The following is a 21,586-nucleotide window of genomic DNA, read 5'->3' on the forward strand; positions in this document are numbered from 1 at the left end:
GCCAGATCAGCTCGCGTACTCGGTGAGGGCGCGCTCCACGATGGCCTCCAGCTGTTCGTGGTGCGCGCCCTTCCAGTAGGCGCGCCCGCACGCCGTGCACTGCGCGAAGACGTCGTACGTCCGCCGGGTGCCGCCCGCCAGCTGGTCGGCGACCTCGTCCTTGGTGGCCTCCTTCAGCAGGCCGTTGCAGGCGGTGCAGCGGGTCCAGGGGCGCAGCTCCGGGCGGAAGCGGTCGAGGACGTCCCGCAGCTGCTCCTCGGGGCGGGTGCTGTAGACATAGCCGCCGGCCCACAGCTCGCGGCGGCGCAGCAGGCCCCGGTCGCGGCTGAGCATGACCCGCTTCTCGGCGGCGGAGCGGGCGGCGAGCGCCGGGTCGCCGATGTCGGTCGACTCGTACGCGGTGTCCACACCGAGCAGGCGTAGCCGGCGGGCGAGGGTGCCGAGATGGACGTCGAGCAGGAAGCGCAGGGGGGCGCCGGGCACCCGTTGGGGCCGCTCGACGGGCCGCACGGCCACGGACTCGCCGGCCCGCGGGACGTGCGCCACGGGAACGGGACGGCCGTCCACGAGCAGGGTGCCGACCTCGGTGAGCGGGACGCCCAGGGACTCCACGACATGGCCGAGCGTCGAGGCTCCGTCGGTGACCAGTGCGGTGGCGCCGCGGCGCCGGTCACCGGCGACGAACAGACGCAGCTCGGGCGCGAACTCGACGTGGATCTCGGGACCGTTCACCTGGTCAGGATGTCACGGCAGGGGGGCGGGCGACCCGGGATCCATCCGCGGGGAAACCGGCCCGGGCGCCGGTCAGCCGTGCTGGTAGGCGACGATGGAGATGCCGACGTAGTGCGCGATGAACGCGGCCAGCGTGAAGGAGTGGAAGACCTCGTGGAAGCCGAACCAGCGCGGTGACGGGTTCGGGCGCTTGAAGCCGTAGACCACGCCGCCGGCGCTGTAGAGGAGGCCGCCGACGATCACCAGGACGAGCACGGCGATGCCGCCGGTGCGCATGAAGTCCGGCAGGAAGAAGACGGCGGCCCAGCCCATCGCGATGTAGCAGGGCGTGTAGAGCCAGCGGGGCGCGCCGACCCAGAAGACCCGGAAGACGATCCCGGCCGCGGCGGCGCCCCAGATGCCCCACAGCAGCCACTGCCCCTTGGCTCCGGGCAGGAGCAGCATCGTCAGCGGGGTGTAGGTGCCCGCGATGATCAGGAAGATGTTCGCGTGGTCGAGCCGGCGCAGGATGCCGTCCATGCGCGGGCTCCAGTTGCCCCGGTGGTAGAGCGCGCTCACGCCGAACAGCAGGCAGGCCGTGAGGACGTAGATCCCGCAGGCGAGCCGGCCGCGCGGGGAGTCCGCGAGGGCGGTGAGGACCAGCCCGGCGATCAGGACGGCCGGGAACATGCCCAGGTGCAGCCAGCCGCGGAGCTTCGGCTTGATCTCCTCGCCGAGCTGCTGGGCCTGGTGGGCGATCTGGTGCGGCAGCGAGGGCGCTCCGGAATCCCGGCCGGCGGCCGGCGTCTCCGAGGGCGCGTCGGGGTCGGGCGCAGTCATGGGGAAATCGTACCTACGGAACCGTAACTTATGCGTCTGGGTGGCCAGATGACGGCCGGAACTGGCCATCGTCTCACGGGTGCCCAAGAGTGCGGATACCCGGGGTGAGGCCGTGATGACGGACCGGAAACCTCCGGATGAGTGGCGATCCTCACGCCGCTCACTTGTGATGCCCTCTGGACATATGCCCGGACGCGTCGGATGATCAAATGAGTGCGGTCGGCACCGGATGAGCGCGGCATGATCCAGCGGGCGCGGCAGCCGGGTCGAGGCCCCCACGGGGCACACAAGGGCATACCAAGGACAAAATCCCTCACTTAGGAGCAACCGTGGCGCGTGACAACGCGGCTCCCCCCGTCGTTCCCACCCAGCACCAGGCGCTCGTCACATGGGTGGACGAGATCGCCGAACTGACCCAGCCGGACAACGTGGTCTGGTGTGACGGATCCGAGGCCGAGTACGAGCGCCTGTGCGAAGAGCTCGTCGCCAAGGGCACCTTCAAGAAGCTCGACCCGATCAAGCGCCCCAACTCGTACTACGCCGCCTCCGACCCGACCGACGTCGCCCGCGTCGAGGACCGGACCTTCATCTGCTCCGAGAAGGAGGAGGACGCGGGCCCGACGAACCACTGGAAGGCCCCGGCCGAGATGCGGGAGATCTTCCAGGGAGAGCGGGGCCTGTTCCGCGGCTCGATGCGCGGCCGCACGATGTACGTCGTGCCCTTCTGCATGGGCCCGGTCGGGTCGCCGCTGTCCGCGATCGGCGTCGAGATCACCGACTCCGCCTATGTCGCCGTGTCCATGCGCACGATGACCAGGATGGGACAGGCGGTCCTCGACGAGCTCGGCTCCGACGGCTTCTTCGTCAAGGCCGTGCACTCCCTGGGCGCCCCGCTGGAGCCCGGCCAGAAGGACGTCCCCTGGCCCTGCAACAGCACCAAGTACATCTCGCACTTCCCCGAGGACCGCGAGATCTGGTCCTACGGCTCCGGCTACGGCGGCAACGCCCTGCTCGGCAAGAAGTGCTACGCCCTGCGCATCGCCTCCGTCATGGCCCGTGACGAGGGCTGGCTCGCCGAGCACATGCTGATCCTCAAGCTGACGCCGCCGCAGGGCGAGTCGAAGTACGTGGCCGCCGCCTTCCCGAGCGCCTGCGGCAAGACCAACCTCGCCATGCTGGAGCCCACGATCTCCGGCTGGACGGTCGAGACGATCGGCGACGACATCGCCTGGATGCGCTTCGGCGAGGACGGCCGCCTCTACGCGATCAACCCTGAGGCCGGCTTCTTCGGCGTCGCGCCCGGCACCGGTGAGCACACCAACGCCAACGCGATGAAGACCCTGTGGGGCAACTCCGTCTTCACCAACGTCGCCCTCACCGACGACGGCGACGTCTGGTGGGAGGGCATGACGGAGGAGACCCCGGCCCATCTGACCGACTGGAAGGGCAACGACTGGACGCCGGAGTCCGGCACCCCGGCCGCCCACCCCAACGCCCGCTTCACCACGCCGGCGTCCCAGTGCCCGATCATCGCGCCCGAGTGGGAGGACCCCAAGGGCGTGCCGATCTCCGCGATCCTCTTCGGCGGGCGCCGCGCCAGCGCCGTCCCGCTGGTGACGGAGTCCTTCGACTGGAACCACGGCGTCTTCCTCGGCGCCAACGTGGCCTCCGAGAAGACCGCCGCCGCCGAGGGCAAGGTCGGCGAGCTGCGCCGCGACCCGTTCGCCATGCTGCCGTTCTGCGGCTACAACATGGGCGACTACATGGCCCACTGGGTCGACGTGGCCAAGGACAAGAACCCGGCGAAGCTGCCGCGGATCTACTACGTCAACTGGTTCCGCAAGAACGACGACGGCGCGTTCGTCTGGCCCGGCTTCGGCGAGAACTCCCGCGTCCTGAAGTGGATCGTGGAGCGCCTGGAGGGCAAGGCGGAGGGCGTCGAGACGCCGATCGGCGTGCTGCCCACGAAGGACGCGCTCGACACCGACGGCCTGTCGCTGTCCGCGTCGGACCTGGACTTCCTGCTCACCGTCGACAAGGACGTCTGGCGCGAGGAGGCGGCGCTCGTCCCCGAGCACCTCGACACCTTCGGCGACCACACGCCCAAGGAGCTGTGGGACGAGTACCACGCGCTGGTGGAGCGCCTGGGCTGAGCACAGCCCCCCAAGACGCCGCGGCCGGCTCCGATCGTGCCCTGACCAGCTACATCGTCACGGCCGGCCGCGGTGACCGCCTCACGGACCGGCGAGGCCCCGTACAACGGTGTGCGGGGCCCCGGGCCTGCCGCCGCCGGGTCCCGTCCGCCCCGACGGGACGTAAGCGGCGGCAGGCCCTCGCCTGAGGAACGGCGAGGGCCTGCGTGATCTCCGGGGAACGGCGCCTGTCAGCCGCCGACCCCGGTCAGCTTCTGTGACGCCTGGGCCGCGGCGTGCGCGTCCATGCGTTCGGCGGCGAGGATGGCCGCGGCGGTGTCCGCACGGGACGCGGCGACGACCAGGGCGCGTCCGGCCAGGGCGTGCGCCCGCCGGTGCAGGGTCGCGAGCCGGGCCGGGTCGGCCGCGACGGCGGAGCGGGCCGGCGGACGTCCCTCCCGGAGCCGGGTCACCTGCTCGGCGAGCCGTTCGGCCGCGTCGTCCAGGTCCTGCGAGGGGGCCGTGGAGCGCAGCTCGTCCGTGACGGCGAGCAGCGCGGCGAGATGACCGGCGAGCTGGATGTCCAGCTCCTCCTCGCGTGTGCGGTGGGGGAAGTCGGTGCCGCCGGCCATCGTGCTGTGGATCGACTTGGTGCGGATCGGTTCGTACATGGGGGATGGCCTCCTGTGCGCTGACAGGAAACCATCCTAGCTTGGATTTCGTCTAAAGTTGAGTTGTAAGCAAAAAGTGGACCGTGCATGTACTCGCGGTAGCGGCCACGGCAGCGGTCACGGCTGGCCGTAGCCGTCGAGGAAGCGGCCGATCCGGCCCATCGCGTCCCGCAGGTCCGCGGCCGTCGGCAGGGTCACCACCCGGAAGTGGTCCGGATCCGGCCAGTTGAAGCCGGTGCCCTGCACGACCATGATCTTCTCGCTGCGCAGCAGGTCCAGGACCATCCGCCGGTCGTCCTTGACCTTGAAGACCTTGGGGTCCAGGCGCGGGAAGAGGTAGAGCGCCCCCTTCGGGCGGACGCAGCTCACCCCGGGGATGGCGGTCAGCAGCTCGTAGGCGATGTCCATCTGCTCCTTGAGCCGGCCGCCGGGCAGCACCAGGTCGTCGATGGTCTGCCGGCCGCTGAGCGCGGCCACCACGCCGTGCTGACCCGGCATGTTCGCGCACAGGCGCATGTTGGCGAGGATCGTCAGGCCCTCGATATAGGAGTCGGCGTGCGCGCGGGGGCCCGAGATCGCCATCCAGCCCACCCGGTAGCCGGCCACCCGGTACGCCTTGGACATGCCGTTGAACGTGAGTGTGAGCAGGTCGGGCGCGACGGCGGCGGTCGGGGTGTGCGTGGCGCCGTCGTAGAGGATCTTGTCGTAGATCTCGTCGGAGCAGACGAGGAGGTTGTGCCGCCGGGCGATGTCCGTCAGCCCGCGCAGGACGGCCTCGTCGTAGACGGCCCCCGTCGGGTTGTTGGGGTTGATGATGACGATCGCCTTGGTGCGGTCGGTGACCTTGCGCTCGACGTCGGCGAGGTCGGGCATCCAGTCGGACTGCTCGTCGCACCGGTAGTGCACGGCGGTGCCGCCGGACAGGGAGACGGCCGCCGTCCACAGCGGGTAGTCCGGCGCCGGGACCAGCACCTCGTCCCCGTCGTCGAGGAGCCCCTGCATCGCCATGACGATCAGCTCGGAGACGCCGTTGCCGATGAAGACGTGCTCGACGTCGGTCTCGATGCCGAGGGTCTGGTTGTGCATGACGACGGCCCGGCGCGCGGCCAGCAGGCCCTTCGCGTCGCCGTAGCCGTGCGCCGTCGACACGTTGCGGAGGATGTCCTCGAGGATCTCGGGCGGGCACTCGAAGCCGAACGCGGCCGGGTTGCCGGTGTTCAGCTTGAGGATCCGATGCCCCGCCGACTCGAGCCGCATCGCCTCCTCGAGCACCGGGCCCCGGATCTCGTAACAGACGTTGGCGAGCTTGGTCGACTGGATCACCTGCATGTCTGGGAGCTTACGGCCGCCCCCCGTGCGAAGGCCCGTGTTTTCCGCCACGTGAGACGTGTGGTGTGGGCGGTTGTCGTGGGCCGCTGTCGTGTGCGCCCGTACCTCTCTAGAATGCCCGGTCATGCCCAGGCCACCGGAGAACGACAAGGCGATGAACGCCGGCGATGCCGCGCACGACGGCTACGGCGGCGCCGAGCAGGGCGGTCCGGCGACAAAGGGGCCGAGTGTGTACCACCCGCCGGCCGGCGCGGTGCCGTCCTACGAGGAGTACGCCGATCCCGCCGCCGCGCACGGCTGGCAGGACGCGTACGACCGGACGGAGGAACTGCCCCGCACGCCGGGGGGCGCTGCTGCGAACGGGGGAGCGCGGGCCGCGCGCGGGCGCCGGGGGACGCGCCGCAAGGAGCGCCCGCGCCCCTCGCGGTGGGTCCTGGTCTCGGCCGGTGCGGTGGGGGCCGTCTCCGTGGCGCTCGTGGCGGGCTTCTCCTTGTCCGGGTCGTCGTCCGACGGTGACTCCCGGGGCGGGAGGGAGCGGACGGGGCCGACCGAGGTGGACCCCGCGCCGAGCGCGGAGGAGACGGCCGGCGGTGCGACGGCGTCCGGTGCGCCCCGGGACGGCGGCGCGGCGCGCACGAGCACCCCGGACGTGACCTCGGCCCCCTCCGCGTCGGCCACCGGGACCGGGGGCGGCGAGCCCTCGGCCCCCGCGGCGAGCACGGCCCCCACAACACCGACCGCAACGGCGACCGCGTCCGCGACGAGGGGCGGACGCGACGACCCCCCCGGGCGCGGCCTCGGCATCACCAAAGGGCCCAGGTAGCCGTCCTCCGTCGCCGGCCGGGTGCGGTGTGCGCCGCCCCGCCTGTGGTGATCCGGCCACCCTCCCGTGGAGGTCCTGCGCCGCCCCGCCGAAACGTCCGGGATCCGGTGGTAGGGAAAGCCCTACGGCCCTACTCGCCGGTCACCTGCTTCTTGTGGGCACCCCCCTCCTGAGTGAGAATGCGCATGACAAAAGCGCGGGTGGCCGGAGATTCTCCGGTCACCCTCCTCGTATGAGGGGACCCCCACATGAGAAAACCTCTCGGCGCCACCCTCCTCGCCCTGGCGATGGCCGGGGCCGGCGCCGCACCCGTGGCCGCGGCTCCCGCGGACACCACGCAGTCCTTCGGCAAGGGTGCCGGGACGGGCTCGGTCACCTCGGTGGTCCGGGACACCGTCGCCTCCGTGACGGCCGGTCTCGAACAGGCGCTGAAGCCGTCCGTCCGGGCCGTCGACTTCGCCGGCACCGTGGCGCTCAGCAACTGCTCCGGCTCGGTCGTGCGCTTCCCGAAGTCCCAGGACAGCGACCCGGCGCTCGTCATGTCGAACGGCCACTGTCTGGAGACCGGCATGCCGGGCCCCGGCCAGGTCGTCGTCGACCGGGCGTCCAGCAGGACCTTCAGCCTGCTGAACTCCTCCGGCTCCAGGGTCGCCACCCTGCGGGCCAGCAAGATCGCCTACGGCACGATGACCGACACGGACGTGTCGATCTACCAGCTCACCAGCACGTACGCGCAGATCAAGAGCTCGACCGGGATCAGCGCGCTGACCGTGTCCGACACCCGTCCGGCCGCCGGTACCGCGATCACCGTCGCCTCCGGCTACTGGAAGCGCCTCTACAACTGCAACGTCGACGGGTTCGCGTACCGCCTGAAGGAAGGCGACTGGACCTTCAAGGACTCGGTCCGCTACACGTCCGCCTGCAACACCATCGGCGGCACCTCCGGCTCCCCGGTGATCGACCAGGCCACCAAGCGGGTCGTCGCCGTCAACAACACCGGCAACGAGGACGGCCAGTCCTGCACGGTCAACAACCCGTGCGAGGTCGACGAGAACGGCGAGGTCACCGTCCGCCAGGGCATCAACTACGCCCAGCAGACGTACCAGATCCCCGCCTGCTTCGGCACCGGCAACAAGCTGAACCTGAGCGCGAGCGGCTGCGTCCTGCCCAAGCCGTGACCGGCGCGCCGTAGGGCCGGCTAACCGGCCCTGCGGACCGCCCGTCCCGCCAGTACGTCCGTGCGACGGCCGTCCTCGATCACGAAACGGCCGTCCACGAGCACATGCGGGATGCCCGTCGGTGGCGTGCGCGGCTCCGCGAACGTGGAGCCCGCCGCCACCGTCTCCGGGTCGAACAGCACCAGGTCCGCCCGGTACCCCTCGCGGACCAGGCCCCGGTCCGGCAGCCGCAGCCGCCTCGCCGGGCGCGAGGTCAGATGGGCCACGCACTCCTCCAGCGACAGCACCCCCAACTCCCGTACGTAGTGCCCGAGATAGTGCGGGAAGGTGCCGTACGCGCGCGGATGCGGCTTGCTGCCCTGCAGGATGCCGTCGGAACCGCCCGTGTGGACGGGATGCCGCATGATCGCCCGGACGTTCTCCTCATGGCCGACGTGCTGCAGGATCGTCGTGCCGAGCCGGTCCTCCAGGAGCAGCCGGCGCGCGGTCGTCCAGGGGGTCTCGCCGCGGGCGTCCGCCGACTCGCGGACCGTGCGGCCGACGTGGTCCGCCAGCGCGGGCTCGCCCACCCCCGAGATCTCGATCGTCTCCCACTCCACGGGCACGCCGTGGCAGCCGTCCGCGCCGACGACCTCCAGATGGTGCCGGATCCGCTCCGCCGTCACGTCGTCCGCGAGCCGCGCGAGGATCGCCTCGGGCCCGCCCTCGCTCGCCCAGCTCGGCAGCAGGGCGACCAGGGTCGTGCAGCCGGGGGTGTACGGGTAGGTGTCGAGGCTGATGTCGGCGCCCTCGGCGAGCGCCTTGTCCAGCAGGGACAGCAGCTCGGGGGCGCGGCCCCGGTTCACGCCGAAGTTCATGGTGGCGTGGGCGAGGTGCAGCGCGCAGCCCGCCTCCCGGGTCAGCGCCACCATCTCCTCGTACGCCTGGAGCGCCCCGGCCCCGTAGGAGCGGTGGTGCGGGCAGTAGTAGCCGCCGTACCGGGCGACGACCCGGCACAGCTCGGTCAGCTCGGTGTCCCCCGCGTACATGCCCGGTGTGTACGTCAGCCCCGACGACAGGCCGACCGCGCCCTGCTCCAGGCCCTCGGCGACCAGGGCGCGCATCCGGTCCAGCTCGGCCGGGGTCGCCTCCCGGTCCTCCCACCCGACGACGAGCGCCCGGACCGTGCCCTGCGGCACCAGATACGCGGCGTTCACCGCGATGCCCCGGTCGAGGCGGTCCAGGTACTCGCCGACGGACCGCCAGTCGAAGTCGATGTCGTCGCCCGGGCCGTTCCAGCCGGCGATCGCGCGCCGGACCTCGCCGAGCGTGCGGTCGTCGACGGGCGCGTAGGACAGCCCGTCCTGGCCGAGCACCTCCAGGGTGACGCCCTGGGCGGCCTTGGCGCTGTGGTCGGGGTCCCGCAGCAGCGTCAGGTCGCTGTGGGCGTGCATGTCGACGAAGCCGGGGGAGAGGACCAGCCCCTCCGCGTCCAGCTCGCGGCGCGCCTTGGGCCGCTGGCAGCCGGCCGCGGCGGCCTCCCGGACGATCGACACGATCCTGCCGCGGTCCACGACCACGTCGGCGCGGTAGGACGGACCGCCGCTGCCGTCGACGACGTCGGCGTCCCGGATGACGAGCTCTTCCACGACCGGCCCCCTGCTCAGAAGAACGTGCGGATGTAGTCGACGACCGTCCCGTCCGCCTCGGCGAGCGGGATCAGCTGCCACTTGTCGAACGCCGTGCACGGGTGGGACAGCCCCAGGCCGACCCAGTCCCCGACCTCCAGGTCCGCCTCGCCGGACGTCTCCAACCAGGCGTGCTGGTCGGACAGCGCGGTCACGGTGACACCGTCGGCGGGGCGCTCGGCGCCGTCCCGGCGGACCACCTGGGCGACCGGCAGATCGAGGTCGTACGCCGCGTCCCGCTTGCCGGCGTTGGCGAACGCCTGGCCGGGGGAGGGGCGGGAGACGACCTGCGTCCAGAGTCGGAAGGCGGGTTCCAGGGCGCCCTCGCCCGGCACCCGGTTGAACGGGGTGAGCCTGCGGTAGTGCCCGTCGTCGTGCGAGACGTACGCGCCCGAGCGCAGCAGCTTCAGTACGGGGACGGAGAGGCCGGGGATCTCGGCGAACACGTCGGCCACCGCGTCGAACCAGGCGCTGCCGCCCGCGCTGACGACGATCTCGTCCAGTCCCGCGAACCGGCCCGCCTTGTCGAAGGCCGCCGCCAGCGCCACCAGCCGGCGCAGCCAGGCGCGCACCCGCTCCGGGTCCGCCCGGGGGACCTCGCCCTCGTACCCGGCGACCCCGACCAGGCGGAGCGTGCCGGTGGCGGCCACGGCGTCCGCGACGGCCGCGCACTCCTCGTCCGTGCGGACGCCGGTGCGGGCGCCCTCGCCGGCCGCCAGCTCCACCACGACGTCCAGCGGCCGGCCGGCCCCGGCGTCCCGCAGCGCGGCGTCCATGAGGCGCACACCGGACACGGAGTCGACGTAGCAGACGAGACGGAAGTGCGGGTCGGCGGCCAGCTCTCCGGCGATCCAGCGCAGCGCGGAGGCGTCCACCAGCTCGTTGGCGAGGAAGATCCGCTCGACGCCGAACGCCCGGGCCACACGCACCTGATGGGGCACGGCGAGCGTGATGCCCCAGGCGCCGCGCTCGATCTGCCGCTGGAAGAGCGCCGGTGCCATCGAGGTCTTGCCGTGCGGGGCGAACGCGAGACCGTGACGGTCGGCGTACGTCTCCATCAGGGCGAGGTTGTGCTCCAGGCGCTCGGCGGACAGCGCCAGCACCGGGGTGGTGAAGCCGCCGGTGAAGAGGTTGCGCCGCTGGGCGGCCAGCTCCGCGACGCTCAGGCCGTCGGCGTCGGGCGGGAGGCCCTTGAAGCGGTGGTCGACGCGTTCCTCCGCCAGGCGGGCCAGCGCCTCGTTCCCCATGGAACCTCCCTGATCAGTGGCGTTGCAGTGAGTGCAACAGTCATTGCGTATTTCGCTTGTCGCTGTCTAACATCTCGGCCAACCGCGGGTCAACGGAACTGCGGATCCGCCCGCCCAAGGTCTGGAGCTACGACGATCGTGACCCTCACCGGACCCTGCAATGCCCCCGACGTCATGGACGTCGTCGCGCTCGGCGAGTCCATGGTCACGTTCCTGCCGTCGCGGCCGGGACGCCTCGCCGACGTCCCCTCCTTCGAGCGGGCCATCGGCGGCGCCGAGTCCAACGTGGCCTGCGGGCTCGCCGCCGCCGGGCACCGGGTGCGCTGGGTGAGCCGGGTCGGCGCCGACGGCTTCGGCGACCACCTCGTGACGGCCATCGGCGGCCACGGCGTCGACGTCTCCGCCGTACGCCGCGACCCGGCCCGCCCGACCGGCGTCTACTTCCGCACCGCCGGCGACCGGGCCACCGACGCGCACGAGGTCGCCTACTACCGGGCCGGATCGGCCGCGTCCGCCATGTCCGCCCACAATGTCGACCTCGACGCCGTACGCGCGGGACGCGTCCTGCACCTCTCCGGGATCACCGCCGCGCTCTCGGACAGCTGCCTGGACCTGCTGCGCGAACTGACCGCGCCGCGCGAGGACCGCCCGGCCGTCTCCTTCGACGTCAACCACCGGCCCGGCCTGTGGCGGGACGCCCACGGACCGGCCGTCCTGCTGGACCTCGCCCGCGCCGCCGACCTCGTCTTCGTCGGCGTCGACGAGGCGCAGGACGCCTGGGGCGTCACCGGCGGCCCCGAGGCGATCCGCGCCGCGCTGCCCGAGCCGCCGGTGCTGGTGGTGAAGGACGGCGCGCGCGGCGCCACCGTCTTCGACCGCGCCACGGACTCCGCCGTGTACGTGCCGGCCCCCGAGGTACGGGTCGCCGCAGCCACCGGCGCCGGGGACGCCTTCGCCGCCGGGTTCCTCTCCGCCACCCTGCGCGGCCTTCCGCTGCGCGACCGGCTGCGCCACGGGCACCTGTGGGCCGCCGCCACCCTGACGAGCCCCGCCGACCTCGCCCCGCCGCCCGCCCGCGACACCGCCGACGGCCTGGTGGCCCTCGACGACACCGGGTGGGAGAAACTTCGACTCGGCCCCGGCTGGAACCACACCACGGACCGGGCCGACGAGGAGGTACCCACGCCATGAGCCAGACCGTCGACCGCGCGCTGAGCATCCTGCCGCTGCTCGCCGAGGGCCCCGCCGACCTGGGCAAGGTCGCCGAGCGGCTCGGCGTCCACAAGTCCACCGCACTGCGGCTGCTGCGCACCCTGCACGAACACGGCATGGTCTACCGCCAGTCCGACCAGCGCTACCGGCTCGGCGCCCGCCTCATCGCCCTCGCCCAGGAGGCGATGGAGAACCTCGACATCCGCGGGATCGCCCACCCCCACCTCGTCCGGCTGAACGAGAGTTGCGGCCACACCGTGCACCTCGCCGTCTACGAGGAGGACGAGGTGCTCTACATCGACAAGGTCGAGAGCCGCTACCCCGTGCGGATGTACTCGCGGATCGGCAAGCCCGTCGCCATCACCGTCGCGGCCGTCGCCAAGCTGCTCCTCGCCGACCTGCCCGAGCACGAGCGGCGGGCCCTCGCCGAACAGCTCGAGTACCCCATGTACACGTCCCGTTCCACCCCCAACGCGCCCGCCTTCCTCCGGGAGTTGGACAAGGTCCGCGAACAGGGCTGGGCCACCGACCTCGGCGGCCACGAGGAGTCCATCAACTGCGTCGCGGCCCCCATCCGCGGCGCGGACGGCCGGGTCGTCGCCGCCATGTCGGTGTCGGCGCCGAACGTCGTCGTCACCGCCGACGAACTCCTCACCCTGCTCCCGCTCGTGCGCCGCACCGCCGACGCCATCAGCGGCGAGTACTCCGGCAGAACCCCGACGAAGGACACCCCATGACCGACAAGATCGCGCTCACCCCGAAGACCCACACCACCCCGCCCGCGCAGTTCTCCCACGGGGTGCGCAAGGGCAACATCCTCCAGGTCGCCGGTCAGGTCGGCTTCCTCCCCGCCGTCGAGGGACAGGCCCCCACCCCGGCCGGCCCCACCCTGCGCGAGCAGACCCTCCAGACGCTCGCCAACGTCAAGGCGATCCTGGAGGAGGGCGGCGCCACCTGGGACGACGTCATGATGATCCGCGTCTATCTGACCGACGTGGACCACTTCGCCGAGATGAACGCGCTCTACAACGCCTACTTCGAGGAGCAGGGCCTCACCCAGCCGCCCGCCGCCCGCACGACCGTCTACGTCGGTCTGCCCGCGGGACTCCTCATCGAGATCGACGCGCTGGCCGTCCTCGGCTGACGCCTCCCCCCGCCCCACCCCCCCGCACGGCACGGTGTCCGCCCACCCCCGCGACGCCGTGCCGCGATGCCCCCTGCCCGAAAGCCGGATGCACCCACCCCGAGGACCCCCGAATGCCCCCTTCGCTCCTTCCGCTCGCCGCGCAGGCCCCCGACACACCCCCGCACACCGGCGGTCTGCTGCACCTGATCGACGGCACGGCCGGACTGCTCACGGTCGCCGCCCTCGGTATCGCGCTGCTGCTCTACCTGATCATCAAGGTGCGGCTCCAGCCCTTCGTCGCGCTGCTCGCCGTCTCCATAGCCGTCGGCCTGATGGCCGGCCTCTCCGTCACCGAACTCTTCGGCACCGTCCAGCGGTCCGACGCGGTCTCCACCATCGAGTCCGGCATGGGCGGCATCCTCGGCCATGTCGCCATCATCATCGGCCTCGGCACCATGCTGGGCGCCATCCTCGAAGTCAGCGGCGGCGCCGAGGTGCTGGCCTCCCGGCTGCTGCGGCTCTTCGGGGAGCGCAGGGCCCCGCTCGCGATGGGCGTGACCGGTCTGATCTTCGGCATCCCGGTCTTCTTCGACGTCGGCATCTTCGTCCTCGCGCCGCTCGTCTACGCGGCCGCCAAGCGCTCCGGCAAGTCGATCCTGCTGTACTGCCTGCCGCTGCTCGCGGGCCTGTCCATGACCCACGCCTTCCTGCCCCCGCACCCCGGCCCGGTGGCCGCGGCCGGACTGCTCCACGTCGAGCTGGGCTGGGTCATCCTCATGGGCGTCGTCTGCGGCATCCCCGCCGTGCTGGCCGCCTGGGCGTACGCGGCCTGGATCGGGCGGCGCGTCTTCGTCGCCGTGCCGCAGGACATGGTCGAGGCGGCCGAGGAGGCCCGGCAGTCGGTCGTCGCCGAACAGCGGGCGGCCGGTGTGGAGCCCCGGGAGGCCCCGGTGCCGCTCGGCACGGTCCTCGGCATCATCGGTACGCCGCTGGTGCTGATCCTCGCCGCGACGTTCTCCTCGATCGGCCTGGACCCGTCCACCACCCGCTCGGTGATCGAGTTCTTCGGGCACCCGTTCGTGGCCCTGACGATCGCGCTGCTCCTCGCGTACTACCTGCTGGGCATCCGGCGCGGCTGGTCCCGCAAGTCCCTGGAGACGGTGTCCACCTCGTCGCTGAAGCCGGTCGGCAACATCCTCCTGGTGGTCGGCGCGGGCGGTGTGTTCGGCGCCGTGCTGAAGGCCAGCGGGGTCGCCCAGGCGCTGTCCGACACCTTCAACGACGTGGGCCTGCCCGTCATCGTGCTGTCGTACCTGATCTCGCTCGTGCTGCGGGTCGCGCAGGGCTCCGCGACGGTCGCCATCGTCACCACCGCCGGCATCGTCGCGCCGCTCCTGTCCGAGGGCGACCACTCGCAGGCGTTCGTCGCCCTGGTCATCATGGCCGTCTCGGCCGGCTCGATCTTCGCCTCGCACGTCAACGACGGCGGATTCTGGATCGTGGCCAAGTACTTCGGCATCACCGAGCGGGACACGCTGAAGTCCTGGACGGTGCTGGAGAGCGTCCTGTCGCTGGCCGGGTTCGCGGTGGCGGCGGTGCTCAGCCTGTTCGTGTAGTCCCGCGTCTCGCGGGTCGGTAACGATGCGGGGGCTGGCTGTGCGGACCACAGGGTTGTCGACCATACTGCTCGGCTGTGGAGCAGCGCATAGGTTCAGGCAGCCAGCCCCTGGTGGAAGGCGCCGGGTTCGACCCGGCCTTCGTCCCCGGGCTCACCCCGCCCGCGTCCGCCGCCCCCAAGGGCCCGCAGGAGAAGGGCGACCCGGTCGCGGCGGACCCCGACGAGACGGTGCCCGAGGACGCCGCCGAGGAGCCCGAGGAGACGGCGGAGCCCGAGGAGACGGCGGACGTCCCCGAGGACGAGGCGCCGGTGGACGGCCCCGTGTTCGAGGCCGCCGACCGGCGGGCGCGGATCGTCGCCGACCACCGGGGAGTCCGGCTCTGCCTGGACGACCAGGAGTGCGAGTTCCGCTGGGACGAGATCGCCGCCGTCGAGACGGAGTCCCCGCGCTTCGGGAAGCGGTTCACCATCACGGTGCACACTCCCGACCGCCGCTGGTACCCGATCGAGATCGAGGCGACGGCCAGGAGCCGCTTCACGGAGTGGGACGAGCGGCTGGACGCCGTCCTCGACGCCTACTTCGAGGAGGGCGCGGCCGAGGAGGCGGAGGCCGAATCCGAGGCAGCCGCCGAGAAGGAGTAACTCCCGGGCCCCGTACCGGTCTTCAGGAGCAGTACTGGGCCTCCTTCCCGATGGACCGGTACATGCAGTCCGCGTTCTCCAGCAGTTGGAGCACGGCGTCCCGGTTGCGGGAGGTCTCCCGCTCGAGGACCTCGTCGGGCGGGTAGAACCCCCCGCCGCCGGACCGCGGGTACATCTCGAAGGTGTACGAGAAGATCCGCTGGTCGCCCCAGAGCCAGTCGTCGATCGAGCCGTCGGTGATGTAGAGGTCGCTGGCCTGCTCGGGCGTGTAGCCGTTGCTGGCGGCCATCTTGCGGCCGACGGCGGCGAAGGCGTTGCGGTCGTCGGCCGTCATCCCGGTCGTGGTGTCGGAGTACGTGTACCCGAACGGCCACAGCACCAGCTCGCTGTAGGTGTGGAAGTCGATGCCGGCCGTGATCTGCTGCTTGCCGCCGACGACCCGGCTACGCACGAAGTCCGCGACCACCTTCACCTCGGGGGCCGACTCGGCGGACCTGCCCCGGTAGGTCTCGGAGGACGCCGACCCGGAGGAGCCGCCGCAGCAGCCCCAGCGGTAGGCCCAGTTGCGGTTGAGGTCGGTGCCGACGGCGGAGGAACCGGAGTTGGGCTGCCGGTTCTTGCGCCAGGACCGGTAGGAGCCGGTGGCGATGTCGTACTCGCCGCCGTCCGGGTTGAGGTCGGGCACGATCCAGATCTCCCGGCTGTTCACCAGGCCGGTGACCCGCGCGTCGCTCCCGTAGCCGGAGGTCAGTTCGCGCAGCAGGTAGAGCGCCATCTCGACGGTGAGGTGCTCACGGGCGTGCTGGTGGTGCGTGAACAGCACCTCGGGCTCGGCCTCGTCGGTGCCCACGTTGTCGCTGATCTTGAGGGCGACGATGTCCCGGCCCTGGTAGGACGTGCCGATGACGCGCCGGCTCACGAGGGACGGGTGGGCCGCGACGACCGTGTTGATCTCGGCCGTCATCTCCGCGTAGTTGTGGTAGCGCGAGTCGCCCGACGGGAAGTCGTACAGCCGTACGTCGTCCTCGCCGGCGGACCGGTCGGGGACCGCGCCGAGCGGGGTGACGTCGTAGCCGAGCGCCCTGAGCTTCTTGATCTGGTCAGCGCGGCCGGACACGACGACACCGTGGTCGTCGGCGGCGTCCACGCTCACGCCCGTGCGCTGGAGTGCGGTGCGGTCGGCGGGAGTGGCGTGCAGCCGGACCTCGTACTGGCGGATGTCGTCGGCCGAGGGGGCCGCCTTGGCGGCGCTGTCGGCGGTGGCGGGGTCGGTGGTGGTCAGCGGCGCCGCGAGGGCGAGGGAGAGCAGGGCCGCGAGTGCGGCGGCCCGTCTGCCGCCCCGGGCGCCTGGACCGCGTGTGCGAAGTCGCATGAATTCTCCTGGGAGAAGTGGGGGTGGGGTTCAGTGCGACGTACGACGTGGTGCGGGGGTGCGGGGCTCATGGTCGGGGCATGGCATGAACAGTTCAAGAGTGGAGAACCGGCCGATGCCCGGAACCGGCCGAAAACCGGGCCGCGCAGTGTACGCGCGCGGTATGCGCCCGGCGCGTTCCCGGGCGAAGTCCACCCGCCGGTGTGACCCCGGCGTGCGCGGCGGCGCACGGCCCGGGAAGGGTGAGGGTCCGCGCAAGGGGGAGCGGGGGGGGGCGACGGCGGCGGGGACCGGCGCACCCCCGGCTCCCCCCGGCCTCCCCAGGACGTCAGGAGAGCCCGCCCATGACCTCCCAGGCCGACCCCGGACCCGGTCCGTTCGACCACCGCATGGCCGTCTTCGGCTCCGACGAGGAGTTCCTGGCCCAGGCGCTGCCGTTCCTCGCCGAGGGGCTCGCCGCGCCGCACGAACCGCCGCCCGTGGTCATCGCCGCCCCCGGCAACCTGGACCTGCTGCGGGACACCCTCGGGCCCGGCACCGGCGACATCGGACTCGTCCCGCACACCGAGTGGTACTCGGGCTCCGCCGCCAACGCGATCGCGCAGGGCGCCGGTCACCTCGCCGCGCACGCCGGCCCCGGTGGCCGGATCCATCTGCTGATGGAGCCCGTGTGGGGCGGCCGCGCCGGCCGCTCGCCCCGCGAGACCGCCGAGTGGATCCGCTACGAGGCCCTGGCCAACCTGCTGTTCGCCCCGCTCGCCACCACCGCGCTGTGCGCCTACGACGCCCGGATCGCCGGTGCCGCCATCGTCGCCGCCGCCCGCCGCACCCACCCCGACACCCCCGTGTACGAGGACCCGCTGCGGATCGCCGCCGAACTGGACGCCGTACCGCTCCCCGCCCCGCCCGCCGACGCCGAGCGCCTCCCCGGTCCGGCCCCCGCCGCCGGTGCCGTCCGCACCTGGGCGACCGTGCAGGGGCTGGCCCCGGCCGACGCGGAGGTGTTCGCGACGGCCGTCGCCGAGGCGGCCGCCGCCCTCGGCCCCCTCGACCGGGCCCTGCTGTGGGCCGACGGCCCGGCCTGCGTCTGCGAACTGCGGCCCGTGCGCCGCGTCGACGACCCGCTGGCGGGCTTCGTACCGCCGCCGGACACCGCACCCGGGCAGGGCAAAGGCCTGTGGTTCGCCCGCCAGGTGTGCGCCTACGTGGACGTCCGCGACGAGCCGGACGGGGCGAGCGTCCGGCTCCAGTACGGATGACCAGCGGGGACGAGGTGCGCTCGTAGCGTCCGTGCGGACATCGGGTGCAGATCGCGGCACGCCCTCTTGCCGCCCCGGCGCCCGTACGCTTACTTGACCTGCATGGCGGACACCACGGGAAGCACAGAGGCAACACCGGTCGGCGCGGCGGACTCCCGGCCCCGTAAGTCCAGTTGGCGGTACATCGGGCCCGGCATCGTCGTGGCCGCGACCGGGGTCGGCGCCGGCGACCTGGTCGCCACGCTCATCGCGGGCAGCAACTTCGGCTACACCCTGCTGTGGGCCGCGATCATCGGCTGTCTGGTCAAGATCTCGCTCGCCGAGGCCGCCGGACGCTGGCATCTGTCCACCGGCCGCACCCTCTTCGACGGCTGGGCCTCCCTGGGCCGCTGGACCACCTGGTTCTTCGGCGCCTACGTCGTGGTCTGGGGCTTCGTCTACGGGGCGGCCGCGATGTCGTCGAGCGCCCTGCCCCTGCAGGCGCTGTTCCCGAACGTGATGGACCTGGAGTGGTGGGCCATCGCCTGCGGCCTGACCGGCCTGGTGTTCGTCTGGTTCAACAAGTACGCGGTGTTCGAGAAGGTCATGACCGTCCTGGTGGGCGTCATGTTCGTCGTCACCGTCTATCTCGCGATCCGTGTCACGCCGAACCTCGGGGACGCCTTCGCGGGCCTGCTGCCCGTGCTGCCCGACGAGAAGGACTCGATCCTCAACACCCTCGGTCTGATCGGCGGCGTCGGCGGCACCATCACGCTGGCCGCGTACGGCTACTGGGTCAACGCCAAGGGCTGGACGGACACCGGCTGGATGAAGGTGATGCGGCTCGACAACCGGGTCGCCTACATCACCACCGGCATCTTCGTCGTCGCGATGCTCTTCGTCGGCGCCGAACTGCTCCACTCGGCGAACGTGGCCATCGCGAGCGGCGACAAGGGCCTGCTCCAGCTCGGCGACATCCTGGAGGACGAGTACGGCACGGCGACCGCGAAGTTCTTCCTGATCGGCTTCTTCGCCACGTCGTACACCTCACTGATCGGCGTCTGGCACGGCGTGAGCCTGATGTTCGCGGACTTCGTCGCCCGCTACCGGGGCGAGAGCGCGCAGAAGGGCGAGAAGGTCGCCTCCGGTGCCCGCGAACGCTCCTGGCCGTTCCGCGCGTACCTGCTGTGGCTGACCTTCCCGCCCATGGTCCTGCTGTTCCAGGGCCAGCCCTTCCGCCTGATCATCCTCTACGGCGTACTGGGCGCGGCCTTCCTGCCGTTCCTCGCGGGCACCCTGCTCTGGCTCCTCAACTCCGCCCGTACGCCCGCGCCGTGGCGCAACGGGCTGCTCAGCAACGCCATGCTGACGATCGCCGGACTGCTGTTCCTGGTCCTGTGCGTCAAGCAGATCTGGGACCAGCCCTGGGCGGACTTCTTCTAGCCGCCTTCTACCGGTACCGGTCCCACTGGGGGCTCAGGGCGATCTTCCGCAGCTGGGCCTCGGTGAGGACCGGTGCCGTGCGGCTCGGGGCGTCGTGCTGGGTCGGCGCGTTGAGGGCGCTGACGACGACCCGGAAGCCGTCGGTGCGCAGGGTGTCGACGGTCCACATCACGGCACCCGCCACGCCCTTGTCGCCGCCGTTCTCGCGGAAGTTCACCCGCGTCCCGTCCGGCAGCGTCTCGGACCCCTCCCCGAACAGCTCCCCGGCGACATCTCCCATGCCCGGCTGCACGTCGACCTGTACATAGCCGCGGCCCTCGCCGTCGTCCAGGACGAGGAACGAGTAGTCCTCGCCCCGCTCCACGACCTTCGCCTTCCGGGGCAGCAGGGCCGCGAACGTGTCCAGCACCGAGTCCACGGACGGCTGGGCGGGCGGCTCCTGCGCCTCCACCGGGTCCTCGGGGAGCGAGTCGACGTAACCGCGCCACACCGGATCCGTCACCAGCTTCTTCAACCGTGCCGTGGACAGCGGGGGTTCGGGCCGGGTCACCGGGGAGTCCTTCTCGGCGGCGGCGTTCAGCTCGGTGACGAAGACGTGCTGCCCGGCCGGGGTCACCAGATCGGCCGACCACAGCTTGGTCTTCGCGCGCCGGTCGCCGTACACGTACCCCTGGAACAGCTTCAGCAGCGAGCCGCCGGCCAGCTCGGTGGAGACGCACGCGTCGTGCCGCACCAGCGTCCGGTCGGGGCAGTCGACGGTCTGACGGGCGTGCTGCCCGCCGAACGCGATCCGGTCCAGCCCGACCACGACCGCCGCGGCCCCCTTCCCGTCGTCGAACACGAGACGCGCGTACGGCGCCGGGGAGCGGTCCGCCCCGCCCTTGGCCTCCTGCCCGCTCACCTCCCCCGCGGGCAGCATGTCCTCCAGCGACTCGAGCAGCTCGTGCCCGGTGACGGGTGCCACGGGCGCCTGTGCGGAGGGCCGTCCGGACGTGCCGGGCCGGGGCGCGGCGCCGTCGTCCCAGGGGGTGAGCAGCGCCCCGCCGACCCCGGCCAGCGCCACCCCGGCGACCCCGCCGACGACCGCCGTACGCCGGCGCAGCCGCTGTCGGCGGCCCCGGGCCAGCCCTCCGTCGACGAGGGCCGCGCGGTCGGTGGTGAAGTGGTCGCCGGCGTCGCGCAGGGCGTGCCCGAGCCGGGTCTCGAAGGGGTCCTGGTCGTGTTCCACGGGCATGACGGATCCACCGTTTCTCGAAGAAAAGTGAGGGGGTCGGGCTCAGCGGGCGGCGTACTCGCCGAGTTCCTCGCCGAGGAGTTCGCGCAGCCGGCCCAGTGCCCGGGTGCACCGGGTGCGCACGGCGGCCGAGCTGGCGTTCATGACGTCGGCGGTCTCCTCGACCGAGCGGTCCTCCCAGTAGCGCAGCACGACGACCGCCCGGTCCTTGGCGGGCAGCCGGGCCAGCGCCTGGAGCAGCGTCAGCCGCAGCGGCAGGTCTCCGTCGGCCGCCGCCCGGTCGGGGATGGCGCCGGTGGCCCGCTCGGTGCTGCTGCGCCGCCGCTGGTGGGCGAGGAAGGCGCGGGTGAGGACGGTCTGCGCGTAGCCGGCCGGGTTGTCCACCCGGGAGATCCGTCCCCAGCGGACGTAGATCCGGCCGAGGGTCTCCTGGACGAGGTCCTCGGCGAGATGGGTGTCCCCGGCCGTCAGCAGACAGGCCGAGCGGTACAGATGCCCGGCCCTGGCCGCCGCGAACCGCGCGTACTCGTCGGCGCGCGGCTGTCTCATACGTCCCCCTGTTGGCTGTGCGGTGAGGCCCTCACCTCACTGATGCGGTGGGGCGGGGAGAATGTTTCACCGCAGCACCCGGAACTTTCCGGAGCATCCCGCGAGGACGAGGACCAGGACGCCACCGATGAGCGAGCAGCCACCCGCACCCGGCCCGGGCTTCGGCCCGCCCCCGCCGCAGTACGCGCCCCATCAGGCGCCCGCGCCACCGCCGTACGCCCCCGCGCAGCCGGGGCACGGGCCGGTCCCGCCGCAGCCCGGGCCGCAGGCGGCGGGACCGGAGTTCCTGGCCGTCGACAAGCGCAACGCGGTCGTCGTCGACGCCTCCGGGGTCGTCTTCGAGATGTACGGCCTGTCGGTGGAGTTCCGCTGGCCGGAGATCCGCAGCGTCCACTACCGGGCGAGCCCGAACGGCAAGGCGCTGATGGTCGCCGTGGTCCACCAGGACGGCCGGTTCTACGAGTGTGTGGTGGAGGCCAAGCCCCGGGCCAGGCTGCGGGAGTGGTTCCCGCAGCTGGCCTGGGTGCTCGGCCACTACCGTCCGGCGGGGTGAG

20 protein-coding genes are annotated in these 21,586 nt (G+C 72.2%); 11 read left to right on the forward strand and 9 right to left on the reverse strand.

Translation table 11 applies throughout. The features are described from left to right. Window positions 1-6 precede the first annotated feature (6 nt). The gene (locus tag DC008_RS22180; RefSeq protein WP_108708450.1) at window positions 7-732 is read right to left on the reverse strand and encodes a Mut7-C RNAse domain-containing protein; all 726 of its coding nucleotides are present in this window, start codon (window positions 730-732) and stop codon (window positions 7-9) included. Between the two features lie 72 nt (window positions 733-804). Continuing rightward, on the reverse strand, window positions 805-1,551 hold the full coding sequence (trhA, locus tag DC008_RS22185; protein WP_108708451.1) for a PAQR family membrane homeostasis protein TrhA: 747 nt from the start codon (window positions 1,549-1,551) through the stop codon (window positions 805-807). A 329-nt stretch (window positions 1,552-1,880) separates the two neighbouring features. Here trhA and DC008_RS22190 point away from each other — a divergent pair, with 329 nt between their 5' ends. Continuing rightward, window positions 1,881-3,704 carry a phosphoenolpyruvate carboxykinase (GTP) gene (locus tag DC008_RS22190; protein ID WP_108708452.1) on the forward strand — a complete coding sequence of 608 codons (1,824 nt, stop codon included), beginning with the start codon at window positions 1,881-1,883 and terminating at the stop codon, window positions 3,702-3,704. Window positions 3,705-3,934: 230 nt separating this feature from the next. Here the strand turns inward: DC008_RS22190 and DC008_RS22195 are convergent, their stop codons facing one another. Next, window positions 3,935-4,354, reverse strand: a complete 420-nt coding sequence (locus DC008_RS22195) for an SCO4983 family protein (RefSeq protein ID WP_108708453.1) — start codon at window positions 4,352-4,354, stop codon at window positions 3,935-3,937. Between the two features lie 117 nt (window positions 4,355-4,471). Then, window positions 4,472-5,683 (reverse strand): pyridoxal phosphate-dependent aminotransferase, encoded by a 1,212-nt coding sequence (locus tag DC008_RS22200; protein WP_108708454.1) that lies wholly within the window; start codon window positions 5,681-5,683, stop codon window positions 4,472-4,474. A 124-nt stretch (window positions 5,684-5,807) separates the two neighbouring features. Between DC008_RS22200 and DC008_RS22205 the strand changes: the two genes are divergently transcribed. Then, entirely contained in the window at window positions 5,808-6,506 is a 699-nt protein-coding gene (locus DC008_RS22205; protein WP_123954023.1) for a hypothetical protein, read from the forward strand. 248 nt (window positions 6,507-6,754) lie between these two features. Beyond that, a complete protein-coding gene (locus tag DC008_RS22210; RefSeq protein WP_108708456.1) occupies window positions 6,755-7,684 on the forward strand; it encodes a S1 family peptidase in 930 nt (309 codons plus the stop codon). Between the two features lie 20 nt (window positions 7,685-7,704). On the opposite strand, the gene DC008_RS22215 is transcribed toward DC008_RS22210, so the two are convergent. Continuing rightward, on the reverse strand, window positions 7,705-9,312 hold the full coding sequence (locus DC008_RS22215) for an N-acyl-D-amino-acid deacylase family protein (RefSeq protein WP_108708457.1): 1,608 nt from the start codon (window positions 9,310-9,312) through the stop codon (window positions 7,705-7,707). A 14-nt stretch (window positions 9,313-9,326) separates the two neighbouring features. Next, complete coding sequence (locus DC008_RS22220) at window positions 9,327-10,598, reverse strand: amino acid deaminase (RefSeq protein ID WP_108708458.1); 1,272 nt, start codon at window positions 10,596-10,598, stop codon at window positions 9,327-9,329. A 138-nt stretch (window positions 10,599-10,736) separates the two neighbouring features. Between DC008_RS22220 and DC008_RS22225 the strand changes: the two genes are divergently transcribed. The 5 genes from DC008_RS22225 to DC008_RS22245 all read left to right on the forward strand — a co-directional run bounded on the left by DC008_RS22225 (window position 10,737) and on the right by DC008_RS22245 (window position 15,196). Continuing rightward, complete coding sequence (locus DC008_RS22225) at window positions 10,737-11,789, forward strand: sugar kinase (protein ID WP_108708459.1); 1,053 nt, start codon at window positions 10,737-10,739, stop codon at window positions 11,787-11,789. Next, window positions 11,786-12,547 carry an IclR family transcriptional regulator gene (locus DC008_RS22230; RefSeq protein WP_108708460.1) on the forward strand — a complete coding sequence of 254 codons (762 nt, stop codon included), beginning with the start codon at window positions 11,786-11,788 and terminating at the stop codon, window positions 12,545-12,547. The genes DC008_RS22225 and DC008_RS22230 overlap by 4 nt, the downstream gene beginning before the upstream one ends. Continuing rightward, window positions 12,544-12,954, forward strand: a complete 411-nt coding sequence (locus tag DC008_RS22235; RefSeq protein WP_108708461.1) for a RidA family protein — start codon at window positions 12,544-12,546, stop codon at window positions 12,952-12,954. The genes DC008_RS22230 and DC008_RS22235 overlap by 4 nt, the downstream gene beginning before the upstream one ends. 113 nt (window positions 12,955-13,067) lie before the next feature. Continuing rightward, window positions 13,068-14,552: a GntP family permease gene (locus DC008_RS22240; RefSeq protein ID WP_108708462.1), complete on the forward strand. Its 1,485-nt coding sequence runs from the start codon at window positions 13,068-13,070 to the stop codon at window positions 14,550-14,552. 77 nt (window positions 14,553-14,629) lie between these two features. After that, the gene (locus tag DC008_RS22245) at window positions 14,630-15,196 is read left to right on the forward strand and encodes a hypothetical protein (protein WP_108708463.1); all 567 of its coding nucleotides are present in this window, start codon (window positions 14,630-14,632) and stop codon (window positions 15,194-15,196) included. Between the two features lie 22 nt (window positions 15,197-15,218). On the opposite strand, the gene DC008_RS22250 is transcribed toward DC008_RS22245, so the two are convergent. Further along, a complete protein-coding gene (locus DC008_RS22250; protein WP_108708464.1) occupies window positions 15,219-16,568 on the reverse strand; it encodes a M14 family metallopeptidase in 1,350 nt (449 codons plus the stop codon). Window positions 16,569-16,912: 344 nt separating this feature from the next. Here DC008_RS22250 and DC008_RS36280 point away from each other — a divergent pair, with 344 nt between their 5' ends. Both DC008_RS36280 and DC008_RS22260 read left to right on the forward strand, forming a co-directional pair. Then, entirely contained in the window at window positions 16,913-17,827 is a 915-nt protein-coding gene (locus DC008_RS36280; RefSeq protein ID WP_108708465.1) for an MEDS domain-containing protein, read from the forward strand. A 102-nt stretch (window positions 17,828-17,929) separates the two neighbouring features. Next, a complete protein-coding gene (locus DC008_RS22260; protein WP_108708466.1) occupies window positions 17,930-19,249 on the forward strand; it encodes an Nramp family divalent metal transporter in 1,320 nt (439 codons plus the stop codon). Window positions 19,250-19,256: 7 nt separating this feature from the next. Here DC008_RS22260 and DC008_RS22265 read toward each other — a convergent pair whose 3' ends face one another. Beyond that, window positions 19,257-20,483 carry a hypothetical protein gene (locus tag DC008_RS22265; protein WP_108708467.1) on the reverse strand — a complete coding sequence of 409 codons (1,227 nt, stop codon included), beginning with the start codon at window positions 20,481-20,483 and terminating at the stop codon, window positions 19,257-19,259. Between the two features lie 42 nt (window positions 20,484-20,525). Then, complete coding sequence (locus DC008_RS22270) at window positions 20,526-21,032, reverse strand: SigE family RNA polymerase sigma factor (RefSeq protein WP_055621767.1); 507 nt, start codon at window positions 21,030-21,032, stop codon at window positions 20,526-20,528. A gap of 127 nt (window positions 21,033-21,159) precedes the next feature. Here DC008_RS22270 and DC008_RS22275 point away from each other — a divergent pair, with 127 nt between their 5' ends. Further along, entirely contained in the window at window positions 21,160-21,585 is a 426-nt protein-coding gene (locus DC008_RS22275; RefSeq protein WP_108708468.1) for a hypothetical protein, read from the forward strand. Window position 21,586 lies beyond the last annotated feature (1 nt).

The sequence above is a fragment of the Streptomyces nigra genome (assembly GCF_003074055.1).
Lineage (GTDB): Bacteria > Actinomycetota > Actinomycetes > Streptomycetales > Streptomycetaceae > Streptomyces > Streptomyces nigra.